This window comes from Aeromonas media, assembly GCF_020423125.1.
In the GTDB taxonomy this organism is placed as follows: domain Bacteria; phylum Pseudomonadota; class Gammaproteobacteria; order Enterobacterales; family Aeromonadaceae; genus Aeromonas; species Aeromonas media.
Genome location: NZ_CP075564.1, coordinates 2,577,714 through 2,593,884, shown reverse-complemented (window position 1 = coordinate 2,593,884; position 16,171 = coordinate 2,577,714). Strand labels below are relative to the sequence as shown.

Sequence of the window (16,171 nt, the reverse complement as noted above, 5' to 3'; positions counted from 1 at the left end):
CCGCATGATGCGGGCTTCTTGTTGGCAGTCAACCGAGATGGGGATCAGTGCGCGATGGGGGCCGCGTCCGGCTTGGTGAGCAGCTGCTCGACGTCGTCGATCACCTTGAGGGCCGCCTGGGGGCCGCCGGTGGAGGTCCACAGCGATCCGTCCACGGCGCCGAAGCGCTTGCCCTTGATGGCGCCAAGCTGCTGGAAGGCCGGGGTCTGCTCGGCCTGCTTCATGGCATCCACCGCATCGCCGCTGGTGCTGAGGGTGCCGACCACCAGCCAGTCACCGTCCAGCAGGTTGAGGGATTCGAGACTCAGGGCCGGGGAGTGGGGGCTCTTGTCGCCGATCTGGTGGGCCGGGCGAGCCAGCCCCATCTCGGTGACCACGCTGCTGGCGAAGGTGCCGCCATGCATGTAGCTAGGCCCCTTGGGGTTCCAGCGCACTATGCTCACCTGCTCCCCCTGGTGCTTGGCGAGCTTGCTGCGGGCCTCTGCCAGGCGGGCGTCATACCGGGCGAGGAAGGCCTTGGCCTCGGCCTCCTTGTTCATCACATTGGCGCTGCGGTTGAACACGGTTTTCCAGGGCTCGCCCCAGTTGCCGGTGACGACGGTGGGGGCTATCTCCTTGAGCAGGGCCAGGAGTTCGGGCTTGGTCTGGCCGGTGAGAATGAGATCCGGTTCGAGGTCTATCAGCTTCTCCAGATTGGGGTTGTCCAGATCCCCGACCACCTGGATCTCCTTGCCCGCCTTGTCCAGCAAATAGCGGGGCAGGGTGGACTGGCCGCGACCGTTGACTGTGCCGACCGGTTGCACCCCCAGGGTCAGGGCGCTGTCGAGATCGAGCTCGCTCAACACAACGACCCGCTGGGGCGCCTCGGGGACAGTGTGGGTCTGGCCGTTGGCATCGAGCACCTGGCGGGTGCCTGCCTGGGCCTGAAAGCCGACCAGGCTGGCCAGCATGAGCGCGGCGGCCAGGGGGGAGAAGATCTTCATGGTTACATCCTTAATGGGTGAAATCGGCGGCACTCTTGGCCCATGCCGGGCGGCCCCTGTGGGGTGTGCCTGCCAGTCAGCCTAAAACCGGGGTCCAAATGGGCGGGGACATGCTACCACAGAAGCGCAAGTGAGAAACATTGTCATTTGTATTTGTGGTGTCTGCCCTGGGGATTTTGTTACCATGAGGCGCCATTGCGAGGAGCTCAGATGCCCCCCTTATCCCCTCTCACCTCCTTCCTTTTGCAACGGGATCGCCTGCTGCTGCCGGGTACGCCCCCCTTGACCCTGCATCGCATCTGTTTCGATGCCGCTGCCTTTACCCCCGCCTGCTTCGCGGCCCACGGCATGGCGCTGCCCGCCAGCCTGCAGCATGCGGCCCCCAAGCGGCTGGGGGAGTTTCTGGCGGGGCGCCTCGCGGCCCGCGAGGCCCTGCGCCCCTTTGGCCTTGCGGGGAATGGGGTGGCCATCGGGAGCGCCCGCGAGCCCCTCTGGCCTTTGGGAATGGAGGGGAGCATCAGCCACAGCCAGCTGGCGGGGCAGGGGGTGGCGCTGTGCGGGGTGCGCCGCGCACAGGGGGGAATGGGGCTGGATCTGGAGGCCTGGCTGGGGACGGAGCAGGGGAGTCAGCTCTGGCCCGGCATAGTCGATGAGGATGAATGGGGACGGCTGGAGGGCGGAGCCCGCGCGCTCGGGCTGGACAGGGCCAGAGGGCTGACCCTGGTGTTTTCCGCCAAGGAGAGCCTGTTCAAGGCGCTCCATCCCAGGGTGGGGCGCTATTTCGACTTTCTCGATGCCCGCTGGCTGGGGATGACGGCCCAGAGCCTCACCCTGGAGCTGAAGGTCCCGCTGACGCCGACCCTGCCTGCCGGCTGGCGCTGCACCCTGCACTGGCAGCCGCTGCCGGGAGGCGTGCTCACCACCCTGCTGCTGTGAGCGGCGCCCGGGCTCTCGCGCCCCGCCACTGCCCAGACAAAGAAACCGCCATCAGGCGGTTTCTTGCTATCCGGCTCAGGCCGACTGTGCATGGTCGACGCGCCGACGGGGCACTATGACGGGGGCACCGTCGCCGGGGGCGTGCAGTATGTCCACGTCGGTCTGGTAGAGCCGATCGATGAGGGACTTGGTCACCACCTCCCGGGCCGCGCCCATGGCCTGGATGCCGCCATCCCCCAGGGCAATCAGCTCGTCGCAGTAGCGGGCGGCGGTGGCGAGATCGTGGATCACGATGAGCACCGTCTTGCCCTCGGCGGCGACTCTGTGGATGGCCTCCATCACCTCGGTCTGGTGGCCTATGTCCAGGGCGCTGGTGGGCTCGTCCAGCAAGATGAGATCCGCATCCTGGGCCAGCACCATGGCGAGCCAGACCCGCTGGGCCTGACCACCGGACAGCGAGCTGGCGCTCTGCTGCCAGATGGCATCGAGCTGCATCCGCTCCCTGGCCCAGCCCACCATGCGGGCGTCCTCCTCGCTCCACTGGTTGAACCAGCCCTGATGGGGATGGCGGCCGTATTGCACCAGCTGCTCGACCCGGATGCCGGGCGGCATCAGGGGGCGCTGGGGTAGGTAGGCGAGCTCCCGGGCCAGGGCTTTCATGCCGTAGCTGGCCAGCGGCTTGTCCTTGAGCAGTATCTCCCCGCTCTGGGGCTGCTCCTGGCCCGCCAGCAGTTTGAGCAGGGTGGACTTGCCGCCCCCGTTGGGGCCGACTATGCCCACCAGCTTGCCCTGAGGCAGGGTGAAGGAGATCTCCTCGAAGATGCTCTTATGCGGGTAGCCGAACTGGAGTCGATTCACGGTGAGCGTCATCAGGCGGCCCTCGGTCTGTCTTGGAAATGGATGAATGGCATGGTCAGTCCGCCCGTTGTCTGTCTTTGATCAGGATGAACAGCAGCAGCAGGCCGCCGAGAATGCGGGTCATGATGCCGGTGGCCACCTCGTGGGGGCTGGCCAGCACCCGCACCAGGGTGTCGCTGGCGAGCAGCAGCAGGGCGCCGCACAGGGCGGCAATCCAGAGCGGCACGATGCGATTCCGGCTGAGCCAGGAGGCGAGTATGGGGGCCGCCATGGCGATGAAGACCACAGGACCGCCGATGGCGGTGCCAAGGGCCGCAACTATGATGGCCTGGGCCAGCACCCCGAGCTGTACCCGGTTCACGTTCACTCCCAGGGTTCGGGCGGTGACGGGCCCGAGGCGCAGCACGCCGAGGGCGCGGGAGAGATAGACGACCCAGGGGCAGACCAGCAGGATCAGTATCCCCACCGGCAGCACTGTGCCGTAGCCCTGGCCGACGAAGTTGCCCATGTTCCAGAGATAAAGGCTGGTGAGGTGCACCAGGGACTGGGTGGACATGGCGAACTGGCCGATGGCGTTCATCAGCTCGGAGACGCCGATGCCGATCACCACGAACAGATAGCCTTGCTCCCCCGGCTTGTTGCACAGGGCATAGAGCACGGCGGCGGCAAACAGGGCGCCAAAGGGGGCGGCCCACCAGGGCCAGCTGCCGAGGGTCAGGTAGAGGGAGAAGATGATGATGGCCAAGGAGGCCCCCTCGTTGACCCCTATCATGTCCGGGGTGGCGAGGCGGTTGCGGACCAGGGTCTGCACCAGGCAGCCGGAGAGGCCCATGGCGGCCCCCGCCACCAGCACCGCCAGGATGCGCGGCAGCCTGATCTTGAACACCGTCACCTCGCTGAGCCGGCTCCCCTCCCCAAGCAGTGTCTGGATCACCCCCATCATGGTGAGCTTGCCGGAGCCCAGGGTCAGGGCCAGCAGGGAGAGCAGGATGAGGGCAAGCACCAGCGCCAGGGTGACGAGCCAGGCGCGGCGCTCCAGCAGCAGGGTGCGGCGGCCGAGGCGCAGGCGCAGGGTGCCGGTGGGGACTGGGGTCTCGGGCAGGGAGCACGTCAGGTTGTCATTCATGGGAGGGCACCTTATTTGACGGCCAGCAGGGAGCGGAAGCCGCCGCTGCGCACCACCAGGATGAGCACGGGGGCGCCGATCAGCGCCAGAATGACGCCGTTGGGCAGCTCGAACGGCTGCAGCAGCCAGCGCGCCAGTATGTCGGCACCGAGCAGGAACAGCACCCCGAACAGGGCGGAGAAGCGCACCTGGATGGCGAGGCGCACCGGCTCCACCAGGCGGGCGCAGTAGGCGGCCAGGAAGCCGACGAAGCCGATGGGCCCGGCGATGGCGATGGCGCAGGCGGTGAACAGGGTGGCGGCCAGCAGCACGCCGATGCGCACCCGGGTCGGCCGGATGCCGAGGGCCTGGGCCTGGTTGTCCCCCATCTGCATCAGGGTGAGCTGGCGGCAGAGCGCCAGGGTCAGCAGCAGGGCGGCCAGCGCGAAGGGGGTGACCGTCAGCACGGACTCCAGGCTGGAGGCGGCAAGGGATCCTAGGTTCCAGAAGCGGAACTGCTCCAGCACCACCCGGTTGGAGAGCAGCAGGAAGTTGGAGAGGCCGCCGAAGGTGGCGGAGAGGGCGACCCCCACCAGGATGAGCTTGAGGGGGTTGGAGCGCCCCACCATGAGGCCGAGGCCGAGCACGATGAGGTTGCCAAGCAGGGCCCCCATGCCGGACCAGAGCAGGTAACCGTAGGCGGATTCGACGCCGAAATAGGTCAGCCCTATCACCAGGGCGAACACGGCGCCGGCGTTGACCCCGAGCAGGCCGGGCTCGGCCAGGGGGTTGCGGGTGGCGCTCTGCAGCATGGAGGCGGCGAGCGCGAGACAGACCCCCACCACCAGGGCCGCCAGGGTGCGGGGCAGGCGCAGGGTATTGACTATCATGGCGAGTTTTTCATCGGCCAGGAAGGCGGGATCGCCCATCAGGAAACCGGCGACCTCGCGGCCACCATAGACACCGGCACCTGTGGCCAGTGACAGAGAAATCAGCAGTAAGAGGAGCAGCACTCCGAGCCAGAACAGCTGTGCTTGGTATCTGAGCACGCAACAACTCCTTTGATACGGGGCAGTAGAAACGCAAAAAGGGAGCCCCGATCTCGGGGCTCCCACAGGGAGAGCTTACAGCTTGTAATCGACACCGGCGTAGACGGTGCGTCCTTCCAGGATGAAGTCGGTGTCGGTGGCCACCTCGTCACGCTGGGTGTTGGTGAGGTTGGTGATGCCGAGCTTGAAGTCCAGCGCCGGGGTGACGGTCCAGTTGGTGTTCACGTCCAGGGTCTGGTAGTGCTTGGAGGTGAACGCCTGGGAGTTGCGGGCCGGCACCTTGATCACCTGGCTGCCGACATATTGCCAGGCCAGGTTGGCGCTGACGAGCTCGCTCGCCTGCCAGTCCAGGCCGAGGTTGCCGGTGTGATCCGGGGTCTTGGCCAGATCATCCCCTGTGCTCCTGTCCTCGGAGTCCAGCAGGGTGAAGTTGCCGGTCAGCTTGACGTTGTCCAGCACGTCGACCCAGCCGGTCAGCTCCAGACCCTTGATACGGGCCTCCTTGACGTTGAGGTAGGTCATGACGGTCGGACGGTAGCCCGGGCCCCACTGATCGCTCTGGATCAGATCCTCGATCTCGTTGTGGAAGCCGGTCACTCCGGCGCCGAAGCGTGCGGCCTCGTAGGCGGTGCCCAGCTCGTAGCTGACGGCGGTTTCCGGCTTCAGGTTCGGGTTGCCGATGACCTGGCAGGCGCCGCGGCAGGCGGTGGTGGAGAAGCCTTCGCTGGACTGGGCCAGGGTCGGGGCCTTGAACGCCTTGCCGGCGCCCCCCTTGATCACCCACTCGTCGGTCAGGGTGTAGAGGGCGTAGGCGCGCGGGCTGAACTCGGTGCCATAGGTCTCGTGGTGATCCAGACGACCGGAGAGGGTCAGGGCCAGATCGCCGAAGCCGAACTCGTCTTGCAGGTAGACGGCGCTCTGGGTCGCATCCACGCTGCCATTGGCGATGTTGCGGCTGTGCTCCAGCTCGGTCTTGCGCAGCTCGGCGCCTGAGGTGAGCAGGTGATCACCCAGGTAACCGCTGACCTGACCGTCCACCGTGTTGTTGGTCTGGGTGATGTCGGCGGCGCCGCCATTGAGCTGGGAGTCATCCATCAGATCAATCTGCTCGAAGTAGTAACGAGCGCGGCTGTCGAAGTGCTCCCAACGGCCGTTGTGGGTCAGCCCCAGGCTCAGGCGATCCAGGTTCTGCACGTTGTGGGGGGTGGCCGGTGCGGTCGGGGCGCGGGGCACGTTGTTGAAGTAGCTGTCCATGTCGTTCTGGTTGTAACCCAGATCGAAGTCGATGTCCTGGTTGTCCGCCACCAGCCACTTCAGGCTGGTCAGCACGTTGACCACTTCGCGCTTCTCCAGAGCATCGGCGTCCGGGTTGTTGGACTGATCGCTCTTCCAGTTGTCGCGCTGATAGCCTTCCACCACCACGCTGCCCAGCAGCTTGTTGTCGATGAGGGCGCCGGAAACGTAGGCACTGCCTTGGTTGGCATCGCCGCCTTCCCCCTTGGTGGGCATGCTGTGGGTGTAACCGACGGCAGCCTCTGTCTTCTCCTTGGCCTGGCGCAGGATCACGTTGACCACGCCCCCCAGGGCATCGGCCCCGTACAGGGAGGAGACGGGACCACGGATCACCTCGATGCGCTCGATGGCGGCCATGGGGATGGAGCTCAGGTCGAAGTCGTTGCCGTAGGCGCTGCCCAGAGTCTCGCGGGCGTTGACCCGCTTGCCGTTGATCAGCAGCAGGGTGTAGTCACCCCCCATGCCGCGGATCTTGATCTCGTTGCGGCCGGTGGGGTTGGTGGAGACGATGTTGACGCCCGGCACGTGCTTGAGGGCATCGCCGATGTTGTTGACGTTCATCTTGTCCAGATCGGCACGGGTCACCACCGAGACGCTGGCCGGGGCGGACAGCTCGGTGTGCTTGGTCTGGGTGGCGGTGACCACCATGGTCTCGTTGGCCTTGACCGACTCTGCCTGGGCCAGGCCCGGTACGGCCAGCAGGCCGAGGGAGAGCAAAATCGGGTTCAAACGAAATACGCCATGCTGCAACTGCATTGTCAAAACTCCATGAATAAACAGAGGTTATGGGGTAGGGCGCGGTGTGCCCAAATGCTCACTGACTTCCTTGTCTGGCAGTACCAGAGGCAGGATTATTGTTATCTCTTGTGCTCTTCAGTCCCCGGATGAGGAACCAGACGCCGGTGCAGGCCAACAGGCCGCAGCCGATGTTGATCCAGGCCAGGGCGGCGAAACCGTGCAATGCGCCTCCCTCGTCGGAGACCAGGTATCTGGCGGAGAGCAAACTGCCGACCCCGGCCGCCACATTGGTGACCGTGCCCTGGAAGGACATGAAGGCGGCGCGCTGATGGGGGGCCGGAATGGCGGCGGTGACCGCAAGGGTGGTGCTGGCGCGGGCCGAGCTCAGGGCCATGAAGAGGGTGAACAGCAGGTAGACGGGCAGGCCGACCGGCAGGGCGAAGCCGAGCAGGGTGACCAGGGCCAGCAACAGGCTGGTGAGCAAGATGGCGCCCTGGGCGCGGCCCTGGTCTATCCAGCCGCCGCACAGGCGCATGGTGGCCATGCTGGCGAGGCCGCCGCACAGATAGAGGGCGGCGATCTGCTGGCGCGGGAAACCGAGATTGAACTGGAAGTAGTTTGCAAAGTGCGGGATCAGCAGGAAGTGGCCGAACATCTGCAGACAGAGGATGCACAGGGCCCCCTGACAGAGCGGCGATCCCAGCAACTGGCGCAGCCCCTGGCCCTGCGGGGCGCGGCTGACCGGTAGCGAGGGCAGCAGGCGGGCGCAGATCAGCGCCAGCAGCAGACCGCTGGCGCCAAACAGCAGGAAGGGGCTCTGCCAGCCGAGCCACTGGGCCAGCACCAGGGCGACGGGCACCACCAGGATGGCGGCCAGGGAGAATGCCATGCCCACGTAGGCGAGGCGGCGTCCGCGATCGCTTGGTGGCACCAGATCCAGCACGGAGGCCATCAGAATGGCGGCAAGGGGCCCGGCCACGCAGCCGGACAGGATGAAGAGCGGCAGCAGTTGCTGGCTGTCTTGCACCAGGGCACAGGCCATCAGCAGCAGAAAACGCAAGGTGAGCAGCACCAGCAGGGCGGGTTTGCGATTGACCCGATCGAGCCAGGGGGCAGCAAGGAGCCCCGTCAGGGCGGCTCCCAGGGTGGCGCCGCCGCTGAAGTAACCTGTCTGCTCCGGGGCCATGCCGAGGCTGGTCACCAAATCGGGCCCGAGCGGCATCACCATCATCATGCTGCCCATGGAGAGCATGTTGATCAGCAGGGCCAGATGGATGGCAGCAGGGGAAGAGACGACAGGTTCTGGCTTCATCAGAGGCTGACTCGAAAAAATGAGTCCGAATTGTATCCGAGGGATATTGCTGTGACAACAAATGATAACCATTTTTATTTGTATTGAGTGGTCCCTCAATGAGTCTTTTATTTGGGCTCGAAAATTCGCCGGATGGGGGCCTCCACGCCCCTTTCATAGGTCAGGCAGGCTGCCCCTTGCCATTGCAATCGGGGCGCCATGGCCCATGATGGCAAGGTGATGCAAGAGAGGCGGTGGGAAAGAAACTGATGTGGAGGCGACGATGAGAAGTTGGCGATGGTATTGGGTGCTCGGGTGCTGTGGACTCTGGGCCTTGCCCCTGCGGGCCGAGGTGAAAGTCATCCCGGTGTTTGAGGCAGAGGGGATGGTGCGAACCCTGAAGGAGATATACCCGGGGCTAGGGGTGAGTGCCATGGGTAACCAGCTGGTACTGAGCGGGACTCCTGCCCAGTTGCAGGAGGCTCAGGCCACCCTGGATCAGCTCAACCAGCCGCCCCAGAGCCTGCTCATCGAGTGGCGGGTAGCGGGGGCGTCCAGCAGCCGGCAGGCGGGAATCGGCATCGGCAATGACAACGCCAAACGGCGTTGGCTGGTGGAGGGGGGGGCCGAGGATTACCAGCGCACCCAGCAGGACAACTGGCAGGTGCGCGGCCTCTCGGGGCGGCCCGTGCTGCTGCAGATGGGCTCCTATCAGCCGGTCACCTTCTATCGCTGGCAGGGAGGCCGGGTGGTGGGCATGATGCCGCTGATGAACGGCCTCTACGCCACCGCCACCCTGATCGGGGACAGGGTGCAGATTGCGCTCAGTAGCGAGCAGGCCAGGCTTGAGCGGGGCGACATCAAGACCGGGCAGAGCGCCACCGAGGTGAGCGGCGCCCCGGGTCAGTGGCTGACGGTGGGGGAGCTCTCCACCAGTCAGGAGGGTCAGGGGGCTGCGCTATCCAATCCGTCACAGCTCGGGGTGGCGAGCGGCAGCGAGCGCCAGACCCTGCAGATCCGGGTCATGCGTCAATGAGGCGGACGAGGGTGGTCATTAATGGGGTTGATCCCGGGTGTAGTCCCGTAACTGACGGCTCTTGAGCAGATACCAGAGCGCCCAGAGGCTGGCGACCAGCACCAGGGCGGTGGGCCAGCTGAACGACCACGCCTGCAGATTGAGGCTGTGCAGCTGCATCACCAGACCGCTCGCGGTGGAGCAGAGCAACAGGCCCCGGCTGTGGCGCCTGAGTCTGGCACGAATGCTTTGGGTCTGCTGATAGGTGCCGCCGCAGGCCAGCAGCGCCAGCATGGCGGGCACATCCGTCAGCAGGCCGAGATAGAGGCTCATCTTGTCCGGGTAGAAGAGGGTCAGGATGGCGCTGCCGCTCTCCCGAGTGACGCCGGCCATCAGAAACAGCCAGACCGAGCGGGTCAGCAAGAGGGCGATGGGCCAAAACCAGAGCGGCGGGCGCAGCTGGCCATGATCGTCATAGCGATGTTCGGGGTAGAGGGTCATAAGGCCCGTTCCGGGGTTGAACTATTGATGCAGGGGATATGGGGCGGGGGGCGGCCCTTTGCAAGGCGGGGGAATTAATCGGGGGGCCATGCCCCCCAATCTCTGTGCAGCTTGTCTGACGCCGGAAGAGGTTACAGCCAGCCCTTGCGCTTGAAGAAGAGGCCGGTGCCGAGCGACGACATCACCATCAGCACCAGCGACATCTGATAGCCGTACTCCCAGGCGAGCTCCGGCATGCGGCCGAAGTTCATGCCGTAGATGCTGGCGATAAGCGTCGGCGGCAGGAAGATCACCGCGGCCACCGAGAAGATCTTGATCACCTTGTTCTGCTCCAGATTGGTCACCCCCATGGAGGCCTCCAGCTGGAAGTTGATCTTGTCGAACAGGAACTGGGTGTGGGGCAAGAGGGACTCCACGTCGTGCAGCATCTCGTCGATCCACTTGTTCTGCTCCCCCGTCATGCGCTGGCGCAGGCTGCGTTTGAGGAAGCGCAGGGCACGGCGGGTATCGTGCAGGGAGAGACGGATCTGGCCGTTGGCCTCTTCCTGGGCCATCAGCTCCTTGAGCATGGAGTTGATCTGATCCGGTTCGAAGATCTGATCGGCGGTGTTCTCCAGGGTCTTGTAGCCGTCTTCGATAAGATCCGAGAGGTACTCCACCTTGAGGTTCTGCACCTCCAACAGGATGTCGAGGGCATTCTCCACCTCCAGCCTGTCTTGGCGCATGTAGTGGCGCAGCAGGCGCACCAGGCCGATATCATCCTCGCGAATGCTGATCAGCAGGTTGTTGCGCAGGGTAAAGGAGACGTGGACACCCTTGGTGTCGCGGCCGATACGCTGGGGGAACAGGGAGTGGATGTGCAGACCATCTGTGTCCCAGTAGAAACGGGCGGACGCCTCGATGTCGTCCAGCTCTTCCTTGTCCGGCACCTCCTCCAGGAACAGGCCCGTCAACCATTCTCGTTCCGCCGTATCCGGCTTGTAGGCATCCAGCCAGACGGTGTTGTCGGGGACGATGTCGTCCGGCCCGAGCGTGACTATGTCCAGCACCTTGTTGTTGAGAATATAGGCGGTGATCATCTGTCCCCCCTTAAGAAGTCATGGGTAATCAGGGATGGTTGCACAGGTTCATGCGGCCTTAGATCGCACAGAAAGCGATTCCATGAAATAGCATAACGAGGCCGATGGACAACCTGAATGCGGCGAACTATACAGGGGCGGGCCCCGCTTGTCAGGGGCTATTCATCGGGGGTTCAGCCTGTTCGCTCAAAAAAACGGCGAGGTCGGAGCAGCTGTTCACATCCCCATGACCTGGGTGGGATAGCCAGGGCATGGGTGCTTGTTCGGGTGAACCTCTTGAGGTCAAGCCCCAGCCTGAATCGCAGCGGTCACATATTGGGATAGTTCGGCCCCGAGCCTCCTTGAGGCGGTGCCCAGGCGATGTTCTGGGGCTGAGCATCCTTGATGTCACCAGCCGGTTTGCCTATCTCACATATTTGGATAGTTCGGCCCCGAGCCTCCCTGAGGCGGGGTCCAGACGATGTTCTGGCTGGGATCCTTGATGTCACAGGTCTTGCAGTGAATGCAGTTCGCCGCGTTGATCTGCAAGCGAGGCTGACTCTCCGCCTCCGGGGTCTCGGCCTCTATTATCTCAAAGACGCCGGCCGGACAGTAGCGCTGGGCGGGCTCCGCCCAGGTGGGCAGGTTGACCGTCACCGGGATGCGCTCGTCCTGCAACTTGAGGTGGCAGGGCTGATCCTCGTCGTGGCTGGTGTTGGCCAGGTACACCGAAGAGAGCTTGTCAAAGCTGAGCCGCCCGTCCGGCTTGGGGTAGTCGATGGGCTGGCAGCGGCTGGCCCGGCGCAGTTGGCGATAGTCCGGCTCCTTGTCCAGCAGGGTAAAAGGAGAGGCGCGGGGGAACAGCCGTTGCTCCAGCCAGTTGAAGGCGCCGCCAAGCCAGGGACCGAAGCGGTGCAACGCCGCGCCGAAGTTGCGGGCGGTTTGCAGCTCCTGCGCCAGCCAGCTCTGTTGCAGCGCGTCCTGATACTCGGCCAGATCCCGACCCCCCTCATCGCCGCCGCGCAGGCTCATGGCGACTGTGCCGGCCGCCAGCATGCCGGACTTCATGGCGGTGTGAATGCCCTTGATGCGTGAGAAATCCAGGGTGCCCGCATCGCAGCCGATGAGCAGGCCGCCGGGGAAATGCATGCGGGGCAGGGAGTGCCAGCCCCCCTTGGTGATGGCCCTGGCGCCGTAACTGATGCGCTCGCCCCCCTGCAGGGTCTGGGCGATGAGCGGATGGTGCTTGAGGCGCTGGAACTCGTCGAACGGACTGAGCCAGGGATTCTGGTAGTTGAGATCGACGATGAGGCCGACCGCCACCTGATCCTCTGCCAGATGATAGAGATAAAACCCCCCCTGACTCTTGCTGCCCCGCTGCTCACCGAGCGGCCAGCCGCTGCCGTGCAGCACCCGGCCGGGATGAGACTGGCCAGCCGGCACCTGCCACAGCTCCTTGAAGCCGATGGCATAGTGCTGAGGTTGGTGTTGCGGTTGGGCGGCGTTTTCCAGCGTGAACAGGGCGATCAACTGTTTGCCGAGGTGGCCGCGGGCCCCCTCGGCAAACAGGGTGTAGCGGCCATACAGTGCCATACCGGGCACGTGATCCGCCTTGGGATTGCCCGCTTTGTCGAGACCCAGATCGCCGGTCACCACCCCTCTTATCCTGTTCGCTTCCACGATGAGTTCGCTCGCCGCGAAGCCGGGGTAGATCTCGACCCCGAGCGCCTCGGCCTCCCGGGCGAGCCAGCGGCAGAGGTTGCCGAGGCTGATGATGTGGCAGCCGTCGTTGTGCATGCGCGGTGGCACCGCCCAGTTGGGCAGTTGCAGGGCGCGGTTGTCGCTTTGCAGCAGATGGACCTGATCATCCGTGACCGGGACGCCGAGCGGCGCCTCTTGCCAGCGATCCGGCAACAGCTCCTTGAGGGCGACGGGATCGAGCAGGGCGCCGGAGAGCAGATGGGCGCCCACTTCCGCCCCCTTTTCCAGCAGGCAGACCGAGAGATCCGGGGCCTGCTGCTTCAATGCGATGGCGGCACTGAGGCCAGCCGGGCCGCCACCGACGATGACGACATCAAATTCCATTGCTTCGCGTTCCATCTTGCCTCTGCGCTCGACTTGGCCTAGGGTAGTGCTGGTAGTTTACGTAAACGTAAACCATTTTGTCAGCATAAAAGTGTGAGAGTGCAAAATGGATTCACTCAACCGATACGAGGGATGACCGCCATGAAGCTGCTGGTCGCAGTCAAACGGGTCGTTGATTACAACGTCAGGATCCGGGTCAAGAGCGATGGCTCCGATGTGGAGCTCGCCAATGTGAAGATGGGCATGAACCCGTTTTGTGAAATCGCGGTGGAGGAGGGGGTCAGGCTGCGCGAAGCCGGGGTGGCGAGCGAGCTGGTGGTGGTGACCTTTGGCCCGGAGGCCGCGGCCGAACAGCTGCGTCACGCCCTGGCGCTGGGGGCGGATCGGGCGCTGCACTATGTTACCGATGAGACTTTGACCCCACTCACCGTGGCCCGCGCCCTGCAACAGGTGTGCGAGCAGGAGCAGCCCAGCCTGGTGCTGCTCGGCAAGCAGTCCATCGACTCTGACAACAACCAGGTGGGTCAGATGCTCTCGGCCCTGTGCGACTGGCCGCTCGCCACCTTCGCCTCCGCCGTCAGGCTGGTGGAGGGAGAGTTGCAGGTGACCCGCGAGATTGACGGCGGCCTCGAGACCCTTGGCATGCCGCTGCCGGCGGTGGTGACCGTGGATCTGCGCCTCAACGAACCGCGTTTTGCCTCGCTGCCCAACATCATGAAGGCCAAGCGCAAGCCGCTCGAGAGCGCGTCCTTTGCCGACCTCGGCGTCGAGCCGGCCGGTCAGACTCGGTTGCTCGGGGTGATGGCACCTGCCCCCCGGCGCGCCGGCGTCAGGGTGGGCTCGGTGGACGAGCTGCTGGACAGGCTCAAGCACGAAGCCAAGGTGATCCCATGAGCGTATTGAGGGGCACGGCCTATCCCGCGGGCCAACTGGTTGCCGCCAGCGAGCGCGTTGGCGAACGGACAGGAACATCAACGGACGACATCAAGGTGCTGCCATGAGCGTACTCATCATTGCCGAACATCATCAGGGCCAGCTGGCGGACAGCGCCGCCCGTCTGGTCACGGCGGCGACTCAGCTGGGCGCCGAGGTTCACCTGCTGCTGCTGGGTCAGGGTCTGGCGGAGGCGGGCGAGCAGGCGGCCTCCTTGCAGGGGGTCAACCGGGTGCTGCTGGCCGAGCACCCCATGTTGGCGGAAGGGCTCAATGACGGGCTCGATCGACTGCTGGCCCCCGTGGTGCGGGACTATCAGCACTGCCTGATGGCGGCGAGCAGTCACGGCAAGGATCTGCTGCCGCGGGTGGCGGCCAGGCTGGGGGTGGAGATGATCTCCGAGGTGACGGGCATAGAGGGGCCCGATACCTTCCTGCGCCCCCTCTATGCGGGCAACGCCATTGCCAGGGTGGCGAGCACGGCGCCCGTCAAGGTGCTCAGCATACGGGCATCGGCCTTCCCAGGCGCCGAGAGCGGGGGGGCTGAGGCCAGGGTAGAGCACCTTCCCGTCCCCGAGCTGGCGTGCCGGACCCGGCTCATCGAGCGGCGCGCGGTGCGATCCGCACGGCCCGAGCTTGGCGCGGCGCGGGTGGTGGTCTCGGGCGGGCGGGCGCTCGGCTCCAAGGCGCAGTTTGCCCTCATCGAGGCGCTGGCCGACAAGCTCGGCGGGGCTGTGGGTGCCTCGCGGGCCGCGGTGGACGCAGGCTTTGTGGCCAACGATCTGCAGGTGGGCCAGACCGGCAAGATAGTGGCCCCGGAGCTCTACATCGCCATCGGCATCTCGGGGGCCATTCAACACCTGGCGGGGATGAAGGAGTCCAAGGTGATCGTCGCCATCAACAAGGACTCGGAAGCCCCCATCTTCCAGGTGGCGGATTACGGCCTGGTGGGGGATCTCTTCACCCTGCTGCCGGAGCTCACCGCCAAGCTGTAAATGTGCCAAAAAGGGGCGCAGAAAGCCGTCTGTGCTGTCTCGCCCCCGTTTCCATGCATGTTCGCTGCAAGCCCTGGCCCGTTCAGGGCTTTTTCCATGGCGGGGGCGTCGGCCATGGGGGCAAAAGGTTGCGCTGGATCCCAAAAAGCCTTTGCCCCCACGGGGGCCTGTCGTGTAAAAACGTTCGAGTCATCGATCACTCTCATCCACTCACGGAAAGCGTCATGAGCAAACAGATTTACAACTTCTGCGCCGGCCCCGCCATGTTGCCGGTTGAAGTCATGGAGCGCGCCCAGCGCGAATTTTGTAATTTCCAGGGGCTGGGAGCCTCGGTCATGGAGCTGTCCCATCGCGGCAAGCCCTATATGGCGGTCGCCGAGAAGGCCGAAGCCGATCTGCGGGATCTGCTGGCGGTACCGGACAACTACAAGGTGTTGTTCATGCACGGCGGCGGTCGCGGCCAGTTCTCTGCCGTGCCCATGAACCTGCTGGGTGGCGCCAACAAGAAGGCGGATTACCTGGTGACCGGCGTCTGGGCCCAGAGCGCCGTGGATGAGGCCCAGAAATACGGGGACATCCAGACCTTCCACGGGGTCGCCAAGAACGAGCAGGGGATAAGCCACCTGTTGCCGACCCCGGCGTTTCGTGCCGACGCGGCCTATGTCCACTACTGCCCGAACGAAACCATAGATGGCATCGAGATGTTCGACATCCCGGCCACCGGCGATGTCCCCCTGGTGGCGGATCTCTCCTCCACCATCCTCTCCCGTCCCATCGACGTGAGCCGCTTCGGCATCCTCTACGCCGGTGCCCAGAAGAACATAGGCCCATCGGGCCTGGCCATCGCCATCGTGCGGGACGACCTGCTGAACCAGGCGAGAGCCGACGTGCCCTCGATCTTCGACTACCAGCTCACCGCCAAGAACGACTCCATGTTCAACACCCCGCCCACCTACGCTTGGTATCTGGCCGGCCTGGTGTTCGAGTGGCTGAAAGAGCAGGGTGGGCTCGAGGCGATGGAGGCGCGCAACAAGGCGAAGGCCGATTTCCTCTACGGCTACCTCGACGACTCCAGCTTCTACGGCAACAAGGTGGACGCGGCCTGCCGCTCCCGCATGAACGTGCCGTTCCAGTTGAAAGACGAGGCCCTGGACAAGCAGTTCCTGGCCGAGTCGGAAGCCGCCGGTCTGCTGGCGCTCAAGGGGCACCGCATCGTCGGCGGCATGCGCGCCAGCCTCTACAACGCCATGCCGCTGGAAGGGGTCAAGGCGCTGGTCAGCTTCATGGATGGCTTTGCCAAGCGTCACGGCTGAGGCGTGTTCCCCCAATAGC

At 64.9% G+C, this 16,171-nt stretch carries 14 protein-coding genes; 5 read left to right on the top strand and 9 right to left on the bottom strand.

Annotated elements, in window-relative coordinates:
* Nucleotides 1–44: 44 nt before the first annotated feature.
* Entirely contained in the window at nucleotides 45–983 is a 939-nt protein-coding gene (locus tag KI797_RS11900; RefSeq protein WP_161507301.1) for an ABC transporter substrate-binding protein, read from the bottom strand.
* A 210-nt stretch (nucleotides 984–1,193) separates the two neighbouring features.
* Here KI797_RS11900 and KI797_RS11895 point away from each other — a divergent pair, with 210 nt between their 5' ends.
* Complete coding sequence (locus KI797_RS11895) at nucleotides 1,194–1,919, top strand: 4'-phosphopantetheinyl transferase family protein (protein WP_226169462.1); 726 nt, start codon at nucleotides 1,194–1,196, stop codon at nucleotides 1,917–1,919.
* Nucleotides 1,920–1,994: 75 nt separating this feature from the next.
* On the opposite strand, the gene KI797_RS11890 is transcribed toward KI797_RS11895, so the two are convergent.
* The 5 genes from KI797_RS11890 to KI797_RS11870 all read right to left on the bottom strand — a co-directional run bounded on the left by KI797_RS11890 (nucleotide 1,995) and on the right by KI797_RS11870 (nucleotide 8,274).
* Entirely contained in the window at nucleotides 1,995–2,789 is a 795-nt protein-coding gene (locus KI797_RS11890; RefSeq protein WP_226169460.1) for an amonabactin ABC transporter ATP-binding protein, read from the bottom strand.
* Between the two features lie 43 nt (nucleotides 2,790–2,832).
* A complete protein-coding gene (locus KI797_RS11885) occupies nucleotides 2,833–3,903 on the bottom strand; it encodes an amonabactin ABC transporter permease subunit 1 (RefSeq protein WP_226169458.1) in 1,071 nt (356 codons plus the stop codon).
* Between the two features lie 11 nt (nucleotides 3,904–3,914).
* Entirely contained in the window at nucleotides 3,915–4,931 is a 1,017-nt protein-coding gene (locus KI797_RS11880) for an amonabactin ABC transporter permease subunit 2 (protein ID WP_042648664.1), read from the bottom strand.
* A 75-nt stretch (nucleotides 4,932–5,006) separates the two neighbouring features.
* Nucleotides 5,007–6,980 carry a siderophore amonabactin TonB-dependent receptor gene (locus tag KI797_RS11875; protein ID WP_226169456.1) on the bottom strand — a complete coding sequence of 658 codons (1,974 nt, stop codon included), beginning with the start codon at nucleotides 6,978–6,980 and terminating at the stop codon, nucleotides 5,007–5,009.
* Nucleotides 6,981–7,038: 58 nt separating this feature from the next.
* Nucleotides 7,039–8,274, bottom strand: a complete 1,236-nt coding sequence (locus tag KI797_RS11870) for an MFS transporter (protein ID WP_226169454.1) — start codon at nucleotides 8,272–8,274, stop codon at nucleotides 7,039–7,041.
* Between the two features lie 262 nt (nucleotides 8,275–8,536).
* Between KI797_RS11870 and KI797_RS11865 the strand changes: the two genes are divergently transcribed.
* Nucleotides 8,537–9,289, top strand: a complete 753-nt coding sequence (locus tag KI797_RS11865) for a hypothetical protein (protein WP_226169452.1) — start codon at nucleotides 8,537–8,539, stop codon at nucleotides 9,287–9,289.
* Nucleotides 9,290–9,307: 18 nt separating this feature from the next.
* Here KI797_RS11865 and KI797_RS11860 read toward each other — a convergent pair whose 3' ends face one another.
* The 3 genes from KI797_RS11860 to KI797_RS11850 form a co-directional block, all read right to left on the bottom strand.
* Nucleotides 9,308–9,769, bottom strand: coding sequence for a DUF2919 domain-containing protein (locus KI797_RS11860; RefSeq protein ID WP_042648660.1), 462 nt, complete (start codon nucleotides 9,767–9,769; stop codon nucleotides 9,308–9,310).
* 131 nt (nucleotides 9,770–9,900) lie between these two features.
* Entirely contained in the window at nucleotides 9,901–10,848 is a 948-nt protein-coding gene (corA, locus tag KI797_RS11855) for a magnesium/cobalt transporter CorA (protein ID WP_005332981.1), read from the bottom strand.
* A gap of 408 nt (nucleotides 10,849–11,256) precedes the next feature.
* Complete coding sequence (locus tag KI797_RS11850; RefSeq protein ID WP_264160708.1) at nucleotides 11,257–12,927, bottom strand: electron transfer flavoprotein-ubiquinone oxidoreductase; 1,671 nt, start codon at nucleotides 12,925–12,927, stop codon at nucleotides 11,257–11,259.
* Between the two features lie 126 nt (nucleotides 12,928–13,053).
* Between KI797_RS11850 and KI797_RS11845 the strand changes: the two genes are divergently transcribed.
* The 3 genes from KI797_RS11845 (at nucleotide 13,054) to serC (ending at nucleotide 16,152) form a co-directional block, all read left to right on the top strand.
* On the top strand, nucleotides 13,054–13,806 hold the full coding sequence (locus KI797_RS11845; RefSeq protein WP_226169450.1) for an electron transfer flavoprotein subunit beta/FixA family protein: 753 nt from the start codon (nucleotides 13,054–13,056) through the stop codon (nucleotides 13,804–13,806).
* 103 nt (nucleotides 13,807–13,909) lie between these two features.
* The gene (locus KI797_RS11840) at nucleotides 13,910–14,839 is read left to right on the top strand and encodes an electron transfer flavoprotein subunit alpha/FixB family protein (protein WP_182785643.1); all 930 of its coding nucleotides are present in this window, start codon (nucleotides 13,910–13,912) and stop codon (nucleotides 14,837–14,839) included.
* A gap of 224 nt (nucleotides 14,840–15,063) precedes the next feature.
* Nucleotides 15,064–16,152 carry a 3-phosphoserine/phosphohydroxythreonine transaminase gene (gene serC / locus KI797_RS11835; RefSeq protein ID WP_226169449.1) on the top strand — a complete coding sequence of 363 codons (1,089 nt, stop codon included), beginning with the start codon at nucleotides 15,064–15,066 and terminating at the stop codon, nucleotides 16,150–16,152.
* The last annotated feature ends 19 nt before the right edge of the window (nucleotides 16,153–16,171 follow it).